10 protein-coding genes are annotated in these 17,132 nt (G+C 48.7%); 1 reads left to right on the forward strand and 9 read right to left on the reverse strand.

What is annotated here, in order from left to right:
- Window positions 1–5: 5 nt before the first annotated feature.
- From AB1I67_RS16555 to AB1I67_RS16565, 3 genes are read right to left on the reverse strand one after another with little or no spacing between them, the layout of a single operon-like run.
- Window positions 6–806, reverse strand: a complete 801-nt coding sequence (locus AB1I67_RS16555) for a PHP domain-containing protein (RefSeq protein ID WP_367031020.1) — start codon at window positions 804–806, stop codon at window positions 6–8.
- Entirely contained in the window at window positions 806–1,702 is an 897-nt protein-coding gene (locus tag AB1I67_RS16560) for a PHP domain-containing protein (RefSeq protein ID WP_367031021.1), read from the reverse strand. The genes AB1I67_RS16555 and AB1I67_RS16560 overlap by 1 nt, the downstream gene beginning before the upstream one ends.
- Window positions 1,695–2,960 carry an MFS transporter gene (locus AB1I67_RS16565; protein WP_367031023.1) on the reverse strand — a complete coding sequence of 422 codons (1,266 nt, stop codon included), beginning with the start codon at window positions 2,958–2,960 and terminating at the stop codon, window positions 1,695–1,697. The genes AB1I67_RS16560 and AB1I67_RS16565 overlap by 8 nt, the downstream gene beginning before the upstream one ends.
- Window positions 2,961–3,109: 149 nt before the next feature.
- On the opposite strand from AB1I67_RS16565, the gene AB1I67_RS16570 reads away from it, so the two are divergent.
- The gene (locus AB1I67_RS16570; RefSeq protein WP_367031024.1) at window positions 3,110–4,054 is read left to right on the forward strand and encodes an AraC family transcriptional regulator; all 945 of its coding nucleotides are present in this window, start codon (window positions 3,110–3,112) and stop codon (window positions 4,052–4,054) included.
- Here AB1I67_RS16570 and AB1I67_RS16575 read toward each other — a convergent pair.
- From AB1I67_RS16575 to AB1I67_RS16600, 6 genes are all read right to left on the reverse strand, one after another.
- Window positions 3,999–4,718 (reverse strand): biosynthetic peptidoglycan transglycosylase, encoded by a 720-nt coding sequence (locus AB1I67_RS16575; protein WP_367031025.1) that lies wholly within the window; start codon window positions 4,716–4,718, stop codon window positions 3,999–4,001. The genes AB1I67_RS16570 and AB1I67_RS16575 overlap by 56 nt on opposite strands.
- Window positions 4,719–4,942: 224 nt before the next feature.
- Entirely contained in the window at window positions 4,943–7,129 is a 2,187-nt protein-coding gene (locus tag AB1I67_RS16580; protein ID WP_367031027.1) for an ATP-binding protein, read from the reverse strand.
- Window position 7,130: 1 nt separating this feature from the next.
- Complete coding sequence (locus AB1I67_RS16585; RefSeq protein WP_367031028.1) at window positions 7,131–11,117, reverse strand: diguanylate cyclase; 3,987 nt, start codon at window positions 11,115–11,117, stop codon at window positions 7,131–7,133.
- Between the two features lie 23 nt (window positions 11,118–11,140).
- Complete coding sequence (locus AB1I67_RS16590; RefSeq protein ID WP_367031029.1) at window positions 11,141–13,162, reverse strand: ATP-binding protein; 2,022 nt, start codon at window positions 13,160–13,162, stop codon at window positions 11,141–11,143.
- A 16-nt stretch (window positions 13,163–13,178) separates the two neighbouring features.
- Complete coding sequence (locus AB1I67_RS16595) at window positions 13,179–15,545, reverse strand: ATP-binding protein (protein WP_367031030.1); 2,367 nt, start codon at window positions 15,543–15,545, stop codon at window positions 13,179–13,181.
- Between the two features lie 171 nt (window positions 15,546–15,716).
- Window positions 15,717–17,024: an extracellular solute-binding protein gene (locus AB1I67_RS16600; protein ID WP_367031032.1), complete on the reverse strand. Its 1,308-nt coding sequence runs from the start codon at window positions 17,022–17,024 to the stop codon at window positions 15,717–15,719.
- Window positions 17,025–17,132: the final 108 nt, after the last annotated feature.

Raw genomic sequence — 17,132 nt, forward strand, 5'->3', positions numbered from 1 at the left:
GCCACCTACCTTAACTGGATTGTCTCAACAAAGTTAAGCGGAATCCCCTTCAATATCTCACCGGCCTTTCTCTCTCTGTCTGCTTCCTGAAACGCAATCGGAGTGTGGGCGTCATAGCCATACAGCACCTTACATCCGTAGGAAGCCGCGATCTCCCAGAATTCCCGGAACGGGTAGGGATACCGCTCCTCCCGGATGTCTGGCCTGTCATAGAAGGCATAAGTCTTTTTCCCATAATGAAATCCATTTAGATTGATCTCCAGAGGTACATCATATTGGATGCTGGCTTTTGCGATCCGATGGGCTGCCTCCTCGCAGGCTTTGGAAAAAAAACGCCTCCCCAGCAAATAATAATCCGGATGCGCTACGCAGGTTATAAAATCCTTTGCCAGAGCCTGCTCAATCTGTTTTGTATAAAACAGGACATCCTCATCAGAGCAAAAACAGTCATACTCATAACCGATGAACTTACAGTGCTGGCCCAATATCATATAATCACATTCCCGCCTCATCTGCATCAGATACTCCTCATGGTCCTCCATATACTCCACTTCATATCCGGTCCTGATCGTGATCTGGTTGCTGAATATCCTTTGCAGCCGACCGATCGATGACAGATACTCTTCCTTATGTTCATAAAACATCCGGCAGTCCGGGCGCCTAAGCTCCACAAAAGGAATATGCTCGCTGAACCCTAACATTTCAAATCCTGCCTCCACTGCGCTCTGGATATACTGGATATCCAGTCCCTCCGCATGGCCGCATCTCGCTGTGTGCGTATGAAGATTAAACTTCTGTTTTCCCATCACAGAGCTCTCCTTTCCGGCAGTTTCACCAGCCTTTCGTCCATCCCTGGCGCAAACACCGCTTCTCCCAGCCGGATGGAGGGTTTTGTTTTTCCATGAAAATCGCTGCCGCAGGTGACTATCCTTCCATTCTCCGCCGCCTTTTGATAGAAAAACCGCGACAGCTCAGGAGTATGGTAGCTGGAAAAAGCCTCTACTCCTTCTACCCCCAGTGAAAGGATCCCATCCAGCAAATGCTCCCTTCCTCTTAAATTCACGCCTGGGTGTGCTAAAACCGCGGTCCCATGATTCCTGTGGATCATATCAACGATCTCTTTCATGGGCGGAAAATCAATCTTCACATAACAGGATTTGCCCTGGGAATAAAAATCCCAATAGAAATTCACATAGGGATTGCTGCTGCGCGGGCCTCCGGGCCGGTATGCATCTAACAGCGGATGATCCGCATATTCCGGCATGCCAAGCAGCACCTCGGCGAACATCTCCCCCGTCCATACATCCTTCCGGTAGCATCCCCTGGATACTTCCTGCATATCCTGTTCCGTCACCTTCTCAAAACCCAGCTTCTGCGTTTTTTTGAGCATCACCTGTGACGCTCTGATATTCTGCCTCTCTACACTGCTCTCAATCTGACTAAAATCACTGCTGTCAAAATCAATCCCGTATCCAAGCACATGGAAATTCACACCTTCGTATACACAGTCGATCTCCACCCCCGGAATACAAGTGATCCCCTTTTCCCTCGCAGCCTCCAGCGCTTCCGGTACTCCCCGAACGCAGTTATGGTCCGTAATGGACATGGTTTCAATTCCCTGTGCCGCACACTGTTCCACCAGCTCTGCCGGTGTGTATTCCCCATCATCACTGTAGCGGCTGTGCATATGCAGATCAATCATAAACGGCCTCCCTCACACATGAAGTTATTTTCCGGATCAAGTTTTCGTGCATGACCACCATCAGTACCAGAGCAAGCAGCAGATAAAATGGCAGCAGCGCAACACTTATATGATTTGCGATCAGCCCGAAAAGAGGCGGCATCAGGCAGGTTCCCACATAAGCGCTTGCCATCTGTACCCCGATGACTGCCTGCGATTTGTCTGCGCCGAAATTGTCCGGTGTGGCATGGATGATACATGGATAGATCGGGGCACATCCAAGCCCGATCATCACCAGCCCCACAAGCGGCAGGTATCCGCCAAATGGTAAGAGCAGAGCGGCAATCCCTGCCGCCGCCATCCCCTGTCCAAGACGGATCATCTGCACATCGGTAAATTTTATGGTCAAAAAACCGCTGAGCGCCCTGCCCGCCGTGATCCCAATGAAAAACAGGCTGGCAAAGCCGGCTGCCGTCTCCGCAGAGATCCCGCGATGCAGCACAAGGTAACTGCTCGCCCAAAGCCCTGCGGTCTGTTCCAGTGCACAGTAGCAGAAAAATGTCACCATGATCTCCTTTGCTCCCCGGATCTTCATGATCTGAGGCAGTGTAAGGGGCGCTTCCACGTAATTCCCAATCGGATTTTGCCGGTCCGCTGTACTCCCCATATCAGCTGTATCTGCCGCAGGTGAGGCTTCCGGCACAACAGTCTCCGGCTCCGAAGCCATGCCTCTCCGTTTCTTCCACAAAGGCAGGCTCACAAACAGAACCGCCGTGAGTCCGATCTGAAGGACAGCGATCGTGAGATATCCTGCGTTCCACCCTTTTCCTCCCGTCAGCGCGCTCCCCATGACATACGGTCCCAAAGAGGCTCCGACGCCCCACATGCAGTGAAGCCAGCTCATATGGCGGCTCGCATAGTGCAGGGCCACGTAATTGTTGAGGGATGCGTCCACGCTCCCTGCTCCAAGGCCATAGGGAACTGCCCACAGGCACAGTATCCAAAAAGAGTGGCTGGTATAAAATCCGAACAGGGCAAAAGCCGTCATAGCTACGCTGATCGCTGTAACTTTTCCTGTTCCAAGGCTCCTGGTAAGCCGGTCGCTCTGAAGACTGGATACAACAGTACCCAAAGCGATGATCATAGAAATAATGCCTGCATAGGAAACCGGTACGCCAAATTCACCGTACATGGACGGCCAGGCTGACCCCAGCAGGGAGTCCGGAAGCCCCAGACTGATAAAAGACAGATAAATAACTGCTAAAAGTAAATGTGCCATATTGTATTCCTCCTCAACCTCTGCTATGATTATACCAGCAAAACACTCCGATATATAGAAAGAAACCGCCTATTATCTATGACAAAACCGTCAAACCAGAGCATCACCTGATGATATTGGCACATTTAACAGCCTGAAGGGAGAATATCATGGCGCTTTCCGCATGCAATACCAAAACAGACCCGCAGGGCCGGGAGCTGATCGAACACGGCACCGCTCTGTTTCCAGTGGCCTGCTATCATGACAACCTGGCCGTAGAGGAGGTCCCCTGGCACTGGCACGAAGCCCTGGAGGTCGCCGTTGTGACCGAGGGACGGTCTGTCATGGCCGCAGGCACGGAAAAGTATGTCCTTTCAAAGGGAGATGCCTTTTTTATCAATGGAGGAGTCCTCCACGCCATGTGGGATGCAGACAATTCCAGAAGCCGCTATCACTCCGTAGTTTTTCATCCGAGGCTGGTGGGGGGCAGCGTGGACAGTATTTTCTGGCAGGATTATATTCAGCCCCTGCTTGACACCCCGTCCCTAAAGAGTGTCATCTTTGATTCTACCGCCCCCTGGCACCAAGAAGCGGCTGACGCCATTGAAACTGCCTGGCAGAGCTGCGTAGCAGAGCTTCCCGGATATGAGTTCTCCGTCCGGGCCGCCCTGTCGCAGCTGATCTTTCTGCTCTCCAGCCACCACCCGGTCCCCCGGAGCCTGCCATCAGAAAAAGCGCTCCGCGATGGGGAGCGCATTAAGATCATGCTTCAATATATTCAGGAACATTATTTCGTGGAGTTAACTACAGCTATGATCGCCGGAAGCGCCATGATCAGCGAGAGTGAGTGCCTGCGGTGCTTCCACAACACGATCGGCACCCCGCCGATCAAATATGTCAAACAGTTCCGGATCCAGGAAGCCGCAAGGCTGCTGGCTGCGACCAATCAGAAGATCGCAGATATAGGCGCACAGTGCGGATTTCCTGACACCAGCTATTTCACAAGGACCTTTCGGGAAATGAAGGACTGCACACCGGGAGAATACAGGAAACAGTTTATCAATCTGCAAGCGCAATCATCTGCGCCGCTACCGTCTCTGCTTCCTCCTCGGTGAAGTACCCACACGCCTCCATCCGGCGCAGAACCTGCTGCTGGCGTCTCTCTGCCAGCTCCGGGTTCTTGCTGGGGGCATACTTGGAGGGTGCGTTGGGCACTCCCGCTAAAAGGGTGCTCTCATACTCGTTCATCTGGGACGGCGCTTTTCCAAAGTATCCCCGGCTTGCCTCCCCGATGCTGTAATATCCGTCTCCAAAGTAAATACTGTTCACGTACAGCTCCAGGATCTCATCCTTGCTGTAATTCTTCTCCAACTCCAGTGCCAGGAACACTTCTGCCGCTTTCCTTGTCATTTTCTTTTCCTGGCTGAAGTACAGGTTTTTCGCCAGCTGCTGGGTAATGGTGCTTCCGCCCTCCACATAACGTCCTGCCTTGATATCATTTACCACCGCGCGTCCTATGGCAATCGGGTCCAGACCAAAGTGACTGTAGAAACGGTGATCCTCCACAGACACCACTGCTTCCAGGTAAGTCTGGGGAAGATCCTCAAGCTCTGTGTAACCTTCCCGATTCTGAATCGATGCCACTTTATCATCGAGGCTTTGCACACCGACGGCCTCCCGGTACATCCCATATCCCTCTCCGGCAACGGCGAACCCGGTACAGGCTGCTGCCGTCACCATCATTGCTGCGATCCATCCCGCTATTTTCTTTAATTTCATGATTCACCGCTCCTTTCAGGTTTTTCATCTTATGTCCTTATTTTACCACGCAAATTCCTGTAAGACTTTACCATTCCCTTAGGGATTCTGACACTATTTGGAACATTCTGACAAAAAAATTACGAATTATTAAGCAATACGCTAAAATATGGATTCACCGCGGTGCATAGAAAAACTGCACTCTCTGATCCGCTTCAGAAAGTGCAGCCTGGAAAAACTGTATTTTATTTTCGTCCTGCATACTGCCAGATCGTCCGGTACAATACCTCTGCATCAACAGGCTTTGATAAATGCTCATTCATTCCTGCTTCCCGGCTCATCTCCATATCTTCATCGTAGGCATTGGCCGTCATTGCAAATATAGGCACGGAAACCGCATCCGGCCGGTCCATAGCGCGGATATTCCGGGCAGCTTCCAGCCCATCCATAACCGGCATCCGGATATCCATCAGAATCGCATCATAGCTGCCCGGTTCAGAATCCCGGAACCGATCCAGTGCCTCCCTGCCGTTGCCCGCACAGTCAACCACTGCACCTGCCTCCTCCAGGAGATAGACCGCGATCTCCATATTCAGTGCATTGTCCTCGCAGAGCAGGATATGGAGTCCTTCTATGGAGATATCCCTGTCTGTCTCCGAAGCCTGCGGCTGTTCTGTTTGCGGCACCATGTCCACCCAGACATCCAATAAAAACTCCGTGCCTTTTCCAATCTCACTGTTCACCTGGATGGTTCCCCCCATCAGTTCCACAAGTGATTTTACAATTGCAAGCCCCAGTCCTGAACTCCGCTCATCTGAGTCGGCTGTCTTCCTTCCCTCCTGGGTAAACGGTTCATACATGTGTTCCTGAAAGTCGCGGCTCATTCCAATGCCGTTGTCCCGGATCACCATCTGGTTGTGAAGCCTGCCCTCTCTTTCCTCCACCTCCCGCACCATAAATTCAATCCGGCCTCCGCTTGGAGTATACCGCACAGCATTATTGAGCAGATTGAACACAGCCTGATTAAAACGCAGTTTGTCCAGCATGATGCTCCTGTATTTCAGATTCTTCGTGATGAACTCAAATTCAATCCCTTTCTTTCTGCATTGCGGGACGATCAGCGCATCCACCTGCTGCCGGAATTCCTCAATATCATAAGGTTCCAGATGCAGGGTGACGGCGTTCCTCTCAATTCTCGATATATCCAGGATATCGTTGAGCAGCCCCATCAAAAACTGGCCGGAAGCTTCCAGTTTATCCAGATAGGATCTCACATCCCGTCCTTTCTCCAGTTCATTTCTGGCAAGCGCAGCCAGACCCAGGATGGCATTCATGGGTGTTCGGATATCATGGCTCATCCTGGAAAGGAAGTCGGTCTTCGCCTTGCTGGCCTGCTCAAGCTCAGAGGAGATAAGCTTCTGCTGCTCCAGCGCTCTTGAAAGCTGCATCTGAAGCTCATGCTCTTCCGTCACATCCGTATAGGTTGCATAATACAGTTTATACTCCGGCGTTGTTTCCTGAAGGCACAGATCAGCATTCACCCAGACATAGCTGCCGTCCCCCCTAAGAAGCCGGTACTTCTTAACAGAAAAATCACCGGTCTTATATCCTTCCATATAAGCGCTGCGCACCCTCTCCATATCCTCCGGATGGACTCCCGCAAAGGCATCGTCAAAATACTGGCTTTCCAGCTCCGCCGCATCCTCATCCGGAACCCTCGCATCTACAGCAGTCCTCTCCAGACGCAGCATACGGTATTGCCCCAAATTGCCGTAGACAGGGAGCAGTTTATCGTAGGAAGGCGTCTTCAGCACCACAACTCCTGAGGATATCTTATCCAGTATCTCATAAGCAGTTTCTACTTTTTCTTCTGACTGTTTCAGGGATCCTTCCAGCTCCTTCTGATAACACGCCATCTGGTGTTCCTGCCTTAATTTCTGCAGGAAAACCGCCAAAAGCCGCGTCAGATATTTGAACGCATAATTCCCCTCATCCCCGCGTCCCCAGATCTTCCAGTCTTCCCTGTCCCTGCGAAAATCGCAGATCAGGATATAACCGATCAACTGTCCATGATACAGGAACGGACTGGCAATCAATGAGCGAACACCTGATACAGCAAACGCATTTCTCAGTTCCGTCGAGAGCGGATCCAGGGCTGTATAAATCACCGTCTCCCAGCTATTTGATCCCTGGAACATACTGCGCACACTGCCTGCCATATCTCCTGCGCAGACGCGGATATCTGGTTTTGACCATTCATATACATGCTCAACAAACGAATCATCTCCTTGCAACTCCACAAGGCAGGCACTGCTTGCCTGAAAATAACATGATATCCGGCTCAAAACCTGCTCCATAGCATCTTCAACCCTGGGATTTTCATATAATGCATCAAATATATCACCCATGAACTGTTCTAACCCTGGATTCATATTATATTCCCCTCTCCTGCATGTATTTCATTTCAAACTGCTCTACTGGCATCGGTCTATCAATGAGATACCCCTGCGCATAATCACAGCCAATCTCCCGCATAAAATCTAACTGCGCCTTCGTCTCCACACCTTCTGCACAGCACTTGGCCCCGATGGAATGCCCCATATCAACAATGTGCTTCACCAGTACTTTTCCCCGCGCCGCCTCCTCATATCTCTGTATAATACCCTTATCAATTTTCAGTACATGAAAGCCGGCCATCATTAAAAATTCATAAGAGGAATATTCCACGCCAAAATCATCCAGCGCAATCTGAAACCCATGTCTTGTCAGCTCCTCCAGTAAGAAGGCCATCTGCTTTTTATTCAATGTCTCCTGGGTCTCCGTAATCTCAATCTCAAATTGTTCCGGTTTCAGATCATACCGGCTAAATATCTTCCAGAAATTCTCCAAAAATTTTTTATCGAACAAAGTGATCCTGGAAAAATTCAATGCCAGCTTCATATTGGCAAACTTCGTATTCTGCCATGTGGTCAGCAGCCGGCACACCTCATCCAAAACAAAAAAATCAAGGTTTGATATGATTCCTTCACTTTCTAAAAGCGGAATAAATTTCACTGGCGAAGAAATGGAACCATCCTTTTCCCGATAACGCACCAACACCTCAGCGCAGTCTACTTCACCGGTACTTATATTTAACTTAGGCTGAAGATAAATCAAATATTTGCGGTTCAGAATTGAGTCGGCCACTTCTTTGAGCAATGGAATCTTTTCAGCGGCAAGCTCTTTGTAGCCCCTGTAATAATCCTGTTTACGGATATGCATCAGTTTCTCTGCCTTATCCACCAATTCCGTCAGTTCAACTCCCACATCGCTCCAGGTCGTTCCAATCGATACGATAGACGCTCCATTTGCAGCAAGCCGCTCCTCCATCAGATTAAACCGTTTCTGGAATTCATCATATGGGACAGCTTCTGTGACGATCAGGAATTCATCCCCACTCAGCCGGAACTTCTTATCTTCTGGAAAATACTGTTTCATCAGATCTGCAACATGTGTGATCACCATATCGCCATACATATGCCCTCTGACGCTGTTAAGCTTCTTCAGGCCATTGATATCCATAAAGACCACACCTGCCGGAACCGGAGACCGTTGCGAAAAGTCATCACAATACACCATATAACTGTTCCGGTTCTCAAGACCTGTCAACGTATCTTCATAACTCATCTGTTCCAAGCGACGGCGCATGGCATTTTTCGTAATCTCATTCTCTAAAAAATAGGTCAGCTTTTCCAGATACCGAAAACTGTCTTTGTTGGCCTTGGGATCATCAAGACCTAAAAACCCTTTGATCTCCCCCTTTATATAAAGAGGAAGCGCCATCAGGCTTCTTATCCCCTGTGCTTTTAAGACCTCGTATTCTACCTGGCGGTCCGGTCCCAATTCCTCAATATCATCAATTCTGATATAATCCCGGACTATAAACTGCTTCAACCAGAAAGAAATCGCCTCAATCGGCACATTCTGCAGTTTTTCAATCTGTGGAACAACGTCTTCTGCGCATACTTCATAGATATTGCTCCCAGTACCATTCAATTCATCCGCTTCAATAATGTACGCCCGGTCTGACTGATAATACTCCCGAATGATTCCCAGGACATATTCAATCGGGTCCCCCCGATAATCAGATGCGGTCAGCCACTGAATACAGCCGGCCATATTTTTTTCTGCGTAAGCGTTAGATATGATGTCATCTGCCGTATTTTCTTCATTTCCACTTCGCTCTGAATCAAAATGACGGAAATCTATGAGATATGCATCCTGCTCCTCCCATTGTATTACAGTATCATTTACCAGTGTACACATATCCTTCCGGCTAAAGTCAGACTGCCCGCCATGCATCGGACAGGACCTGCAGGGCCGGTCCCTGTAAAAGAAGGACTCATAGCACCGGGAATTCGGATCCAATCCGGATACCATCTGTTTCATTCTGCTATTTGCAAATAATACATTGTAAGTGTCTTTTTTGATAACGCAGATATAATCGTCTTCATTTTCCAAAATATACCGCATCATTTGCTGCATCATCCGAAGCCGTCTCTGCACTTTTTTCTCGTTCAGAAAGGTATCCAGCAACTCTGAAATCTGAGAGAGCGCACTCACTTCCTCCTGTGTCCACAGACGCATACCGGTACACTCGTCAAATCCGATAAAGCCGGCAAATTTTTCTTTTTCCCATAAAGCATACTGAAGAAACGAATGGATACCCTGATCCTCGAAAAGTTTCCGCTGTATTGGCGGCAGCGCGTGAGTATTCCTGCAATAATAAATAGAATCCGGTCCAAACAGTTCTCTGTAATCCCCTGCTGTCTGCAAATCCAAATGCTGAAGATTTTGGATCTCCGGTAAAATTCCTTCATTGCACCACTCATATGTATTCCTGTAATAATCCCCGCTTTCCCCAGTTTCAAAAATGTACGCCCTGCTGACATCAAACCAGGTTCCAACCAACTTCAGGCATTGATTAACCGCCTGATCTAAGTCCTCCGCTTTATATAAAAGTTTAAACGCACTCACAAGCAGCTCCCAGGAAACTCCCATGGATACGGCTGGTGAATCGATCGTAGCTCCCAATGTGGAATACCCCGTATCCCCAGACAGATTCGCACGTTCCTTATCATAAAGCATATATCCGTCTTTTCCCTGCTTTTTCGCCTCATATAAAGCCCTGTCCGCATGCCTGTATAAAGTCTGAAAATCCTGTCCATCGTCAGGATAAAGCGCTACACCAATGCTGCAGGTAATTTTAATCGAACGCTTTTCATTCTCAAACAGCCTGCGGAACATTCCGGCCAGCTCCTCTGCCTTACAGACAGCCGCTTCTTTAGACGAGATATCTTTCATAAAAACAGCGAATTCGTCTCCTCCGATCCTCCCGACCACATCATCCCTGCGCATGATTTTTTTCATGCCTGAAGCCATTTCTGTCAGGACAACGTCTCCCAGCATATGCCCCTTCGTGTCATTAATCTGTTTAAAATTGTCTGTGTCAATCATAAACAGAGCGCATAAGGCCTGCTTCCTGCGGTCCAGATAGTCCTTGATCTGTCTCTCAGTTTCATTCCGGTTATATAACCCGGTCAGCGCATCACACTCAGCCCGGATTTTAAGGTCCTCGATTGCCCTTTTTCTCTCGTCAATATCAAAAATCACACAGACTGCCTTCACTGGCTTTTCATCTCTGTCATATAAAAGAACCGCATGCATCTGACACCACACATATTCTTTCTTTATATTGATGATCCTAAATTCTGTAGTTCCATATACGCTGCCTTCCCGCAGTCTCTGCAAAAGCCCGGAATAAGCGGCGCGGTCATCGGGATGAATCCGCCCTCGCATATCCACCTGCAGACAATTCTGGTTATACGCAGGTCTGATCCCGGATTTATCACTCCAATTATAGGAGTAAGACAGGGTATCCGTTTTCATCTCCCACTCACAGAGCATGACTCCAGAACCATCCAGGCCCTCTATGTGTTTTCCCCAAAACGGACTTAACGTGTCTGTTCTGCCCAGTCTGCATTCCTCTTCCCCTGCTGCAGACAACCGCTCTATCATAACACCTGTCCACTGCTCCAGACCATCCATGCCGGAATGAAAACGGCCGCAGCACTGCACCTGCTTATATCGGCCGTCTTTACACTGAATGCGGAACAAAAGCGATATGAATTCATTGTTCAGATAATGTTTCAGGATCCGCTCTGACACAGCTAGAAAATCCTCCGGGTGAACAATATCCTTAAGATAATCATGGGAGCTTTCTTCAAACTCCTGCACCGTGTACCCTAATAACTGAAGGAGGCCGTCATTTGCCTCCATTATCGAAAAATACGCATCAAACTTACAAGTCAGTATCCCAACTGGAATACAGGCAGACAAGTCCTGAAACGCATCGCTTTTCTGTCCCACACAAGCTTCCATGTTCGTTCTCCATCTCAAAATGATTATATTATCCACTTTTTCAGAGCTTCCAACAACCGGCCAATCTCTATTGGCTTGGTCAGATGGTCGTTCATCCCCGCGCTGCGGGCTTTGGCTGCATCTGTGGTAAAAGCATTGGCCGTCAGTGCAATGACCGGTATCTCACGGGCATCCTCCCTTTGAAGGCTGCGGATTGCAATTGTCGCATCATATCCATTCATGACCGGCATCTGGATATCCATAAGAATCGCGCTATAATACCCTGGATCAGATGCTTCAAAGATCTCCTTTGCCCGCTGTCCATTTTCAGCAGAATCCACAACCATACGATGCATATGAAGGATCTCCCCCACGATCTCGCGATTAATGTCGTTATCCTCCACCAAAAGCACCTTTCTTCCTTCAAGCACTTCCCACAATCCGGCAGCCTCAGACTCGTCCTCTACGTGTTTTTCATCAGAAAGAGACGCCTTCATCTGGCGTTCCGGCACTCCATCGGCACCAGGCTTTTCTTCTTTACAGACCACCAGCGGAATGGCCACAGTAAATACGCTGCCCTTTCCTACTTCGCTCTTCACATCAATCGTGCCGTCCATCATACGTACAATATTCTCCGTAATTGCCATTCCAAGCCCTGTCCCCTGGATCTTGCTGATCTGCGGATCCTCCGCCCTGGAAAACGGATCAAATAAGCGCGGTATAAAGTCTTCTGATATTCCTATTCCATTATCGGTACAAACAAACTCATACTGGCTTTTCTGATTCGCCGCTATGTACCGCTCATTGATCTTTAAGGTAATCTCCCCACCTTCGGGAGTATACTTGATGGCATTGGAGAGAAGATTCATCAGCACCTGCCGCAGACGATCCTCATCTGCCATCACATTCTCATGCCGCATATGGCCAATGCTAACCTGAAACTGCTGGCACTTCTCACTTGTCAGCGGACGGCACATATCCATAACAGTCCGGATCATGGCGGGCAGATTCACTGGAGACAGTGCAATGCTGATATTGCCGCTCTCAATCTTGGACATATCCAGCACTTCGTTTATCAAGCTGAGCAAATGATGACTTGAGATATTGATCTTGCTTAAACAATCCTCGATCTTTTCCATAGAACCCAGATTGGCCTTTGCGATCGCAGTCATCCCCATGATCGCATTCATCGGTGTCCGGATATCATGAGACATGGAAGACAAGAAGTTCGTCTTCGCCGCATTGGCCACCCTGGCAGCCTGATAGGCTTCCTCCAGTGCTTTCCGCTGCCGTTCCTGTTCTTCTCTTTCTCTTGTGACATCAATCCCCACACTGTAAAAAGACTCGATGCCATCCCAGCTGTTATCGCTGCTGACATAGCTAAACGTCATCGTCAGAATCTTCTGTTTTCCGTCTCTGGTTATAATGCGCCCTTCCGCGGCTGTGGGCTTCCCGGTCTCCTTTGAATGATTCATGATCTTTGTAGCACGGATCATATCATCTGGATGAATATAGCTGCACTCGGAATTCAGTTCATTCTTAAACTGCTCCTTTGTGTATCCTATCATGTGCAGAAAATCCCCTCCATACCAAAGAACCGTCCTGCCGTCGCGGGCATCCACCCGGGCAAACCCTCCCGGTATCGTCCGCATAATCGCTTCGCGCTCCCGGTCCATCTTTTCCAGCTTGTACTCCGGACTGAGGTTGTCGATGGACAGCTCCAGACGTGCCTTCCGCCCATTCCAGTATATGATCCGGTCCTTGAGCATATAGGCCCGTTTCAAAAACGGATTGTAAAATTCCCACTCAAAAAACGTATCCTCTTTCAGTGTAGCATTGTTACAAAACGGACAGGGGGAGGTTCTATTCTGGATCATCTCATAGCATTTTCGGCCAATCAGCTTTTCCTCTGGAAGCTGTAATGTCTCCCTGGAAGTTTTATTGAGATAAAGAAGCTCGTAATTCTCCACATCTGCAACATAAGCATTGCCGGTATACTCATCCAACATCCATTTAAAGTAACCGGAGGTCTTCTCCAGCTGCAGATATTCTTCTGCTTGTTCCATAATCATTCTCCTTCAATCAGGGATTTATTTTCTTAAAAACATCCTGCAGAATCTGATATAAGTACCGGATATCCACCGGCTTCGGTATATGGCCGTCCATCCCTGCATTCCTGGCTGCTATGACATCTTCAGCAAAGACGTTTGCAGTCATGGCAATGATCGGAATGCGTCCCGCCTCAGGATGGCTGCAGGAACGGATCGCCGCAGCCGCCTCGTACCCATTCATGACCGGCATCTGGATATCCATCAAAATTGCGTCATAATATCCTGGTGTAGACTTTATAAAACGCTCTAATGCCTGTTTTCCATTATCGGCAACCTCTACCTCTGCTCCATATCCATTCAAAAGCTCTACAGCAATCTCCTGATTAATGGCATTGTCCTCAGCCAGAAGGAAACGTCGTTCTGCAAAGGAAATCCCAGTCGCAGGTTCTGGTTCCTGATCAGGTTGTTCCATAAGGCTTTTCTCCTGCAGCTCCAGCTCCAGATCAACAAGGAACGTTGTCCCACAGCCTTCCTTGCTCTTTACGGATATCTGCCCGCCCATGGCGGAAACCAGATTCTTTGTGATTGCCATCCCAAGTCCTGTCCCCTCTGTCTGACGCACCACCGAATCCGCAGCCCGTTCAAAAGGCGTGAATACAGTTTTCAAAAACTCAGGAGACATCCCAATCCCATTATCCTCAACGCTGAACTGATAGAGCGCACACTCTGCCCGACGCTGCTCCTGCTCTCTCACTGTAAGAGTGATGCTTCCACCCTGTGGGGTAAATTTCACTGCATTCGAAAGCAGGTTCATCAAAATCTGTTTTATACGAAGGGCATCTCCCAAAACCCGTTTATGCCTGATCTGTATATCAAACGTCAACGTCTGCTTCCTGTCGTCACATTGGGACTTCAAGATGGCCTCCAGCTCCCAAAACAGTTCCGGCAGCTGGAACGGATCACTGGTCAGAGCCAGTTTTCCGCTTTCAATCTTACTCATATCCAGGACATCGTTAATCAAGCCTAAAAGATGGTTGGATGAAAACTCAATCTTATTCAGACAATCCAATACCCGATCCCGGTTATCCAGATTATTCTTGGCAATAGCTGTCATTCCCACGATTCCATTCATCGGAGTCCGCATATCATGGGACATATTGGAGAAAAAGCTGCTCTTTGCAGCATTGGCCTGTTCTGCCGCCACCACCGCCGCCGAGATCCGCTCCCGGTCCTGGCGCTCCTTTGTTATATCAGTGACAGCATAAATACATTTAAGCTCCGCTCCCATGTGAAACGGACAGATCAAAATCTTCAGCCACATATCACAGTGGAGACGGTCATTATACCAGTTCACCTCGCGCTGGCAGCCTTCCTCCGGCCATGTTTCCTGAAGCAGCGACTGGAGTTTTTTAAAAAATGCGCCTTCCTCTGTCTTATGATTTCTGCCGTCTACAAACTCCTCATAAGATATCCCCAGCAGCCGTTCGCTGTTCTCAAACACATATTCCGGGTTCTTACTCCTGCTGTCTAAAATAAAGATGACTGTATCTGTATTTTCGGATATTGCCTGGTAAATATCCCGCAGGAACCGGTCATTCTCCCGCTGCCTGCGAAGCGCCGATAAATAAGACCATACCCCCGCCATCAGCGCGGTAACGATCGCGGCGATAATCAGACCCGCCATATAAATAGCCGTCTGAATCGTTCGGGCCCCTTCCCGCTCTGCTACCTCCAGAGGTACGGTTGTGACAAACTGCCACTCCTTTTCTGTCTTTACCGGTTCAAAACACAAAATCTGTTCCTGCCCTCTGATCATGAAAACCACAGAGCCTGTCTTTCCACTGGACAGCGCTTCCATGAACTGTTCTATTTTGTCCGCAGGATTCCCACTGTCGCTTAATAGTATGCTGATATTTTCATATACCTGCTCATAGCTGTACCGGACCGGGGGAATGATAATCTCCCCATCACGCTTCAATACATAACTATATCCCACTCCCAAATAAGTATCTTCTCCACAGGTTTCCTGTAAAAGCGCTGCTGGCAGCGCGCAATACACAGCCCCTCCTCCGGGAATCACCGAACCAAACAGGATCTCACGGCCACCGTCAATACCAATTAAGGTATCAGACATGGCAAAACCTTCAGCCTGTACCCTGACTGCAAAATCAGCCGGAATTCCTTTCATGGCAATGGATTCCTGGTCACCGAACAGGCAGCTGCCTTCTTCATCCAGGACTGCCAACGCACTCAGTGCATGACTGTACTGAAACATTTCCAGTATGGCTGCGGCTGAGGACTTGTCCCTGGCAGCACCGAGTGCATAAGCCAGATTCTGTATATCCCGCTGCATCTCCTCCAGAACCGAGCCCAATGTCAGCACCTTACTGTTGGTCAACTCACCGATAACCTGAACCGTCGTACTGCGGACATTGGTCCGTATATAATTTATGCAAAATTTCACTGTGCCGGAAATAAGAACTGCCAAAGCAAGCATCGCTGCGGTTGAGCCAGCCCCAACCGGCCGACTCTGACCTTTCCTGTCCCTGTTTCCGGGCGTTTCCAGTTCTTATGGAACATTGACTCTCACTTTCTCCGTCTGTATGCGGTTATACTCCTCTGCTGCCTCCTCAGGCGTCATTCCACCGATGATGTCCAGACACAGCGTCCGTGTGGTCCCCCAGTAATCAAAGCAAAGCGACATATCCTCAATCGGAATTTGACCGGGTGAGACCGCATCCTCATACAAAGCCTTTATTTCCGGCTTCACATCTATCTTCTGTTCATCAAAAACAGAAAGGAATCCCTTTTCCTCCGACAGGCCTTCTTTCACTACTCTGGTTGTCAAATATTCCAGAACCTCCAAAGCCTCCTCCACATGCTCTCCCTTTGCATTGACACAAAGGCGTGAGGATATGGAGGGCAGACTCACCGTTCCGTCCGCAAGTACAGGAAAACCCTGTTGGATATATTCCATATCCGGAACCTGCTCCTCTATATCCTTCTCTACTCCTGAAGGAAATACAACAAATGCTGTTTTCCCAGTTTTAAAATCCTCCCAGTCGGAGGTGTTGGCCTTGATCGAATCCACGCCTTCAACAGTAAGATCATCCCCGTAATACCCATGTTCTACCAGTTCAGCAAAAAAGCGGAATCCCTCCAGCATATATTCACCGATCTTAACACTGCCATTGTTCATGCCTGAAATAATCTCATCCCTGTTCTCTGCCTGATAAACAGGATACAGCCCGCGGGCCATGGTAATTGCTGTCATGGCATACCAGCGATTGATGCTTAAGGGCGTTATACCGTTTTCCTTCAGGACCTGACAGCAATGCAGGAATTCGTCCTTATTCTGCGGCGGATTCAGGCCGTACTGCCGCAGAAGCCCCACATTGACATAAATGCCATAAGCCGTCATCTTTGTCGGAACACAGTACGCTGTCCCATTCACAACAGCCTGCTGTTTTGCTGCGTCATTCAGCTGCTTAAAAACCGGCTGTTCAGACAGATCATAAAAGTAGCCCTTGGAATAAAGCTGCTTCACGCTGTCTGCATTTACAACAAACAGATCGACGTTCTTCCCGTCATCCAATCGCCGTTCCAGCGCTTCATTGTAACCGTCTGCGGTAGGCAGACCATCCACACGCACCTCTATGGTATCGCTCCCGGCATTGAATTCCGAGATGAAATCCCGATAAATACTGACAGACTCCGTTCGATTATTTTCTATATTCATAAACAGGGTGAGGACTATCTTATCTTTCTTTTCAGGCTGGGTCTGAAGTGTATCCGGCGCCGGAGTGCTCTGGCATCCAGATAACACGAACGATGCAAAAGCCAGGGCAGCTATTGTGCGAAACCATCTCTTTTTCATATGTATTGCTTTCCTTTCATCGGAATGAACCTCATAACCTTCCGATCATTTATTCACAAATTTAACTATTCTTCCAATTATAACAAATTACGTCAAAAATAGCAATAT

Source organism: Clostridium sp. AN503, assembly GCF_040719375.1.
Taxonomy (GTDB): Bacteria; Bacillota; Clostridia; order Lachnospirales; family Lachnospiraceae; genus Brotaphodocola.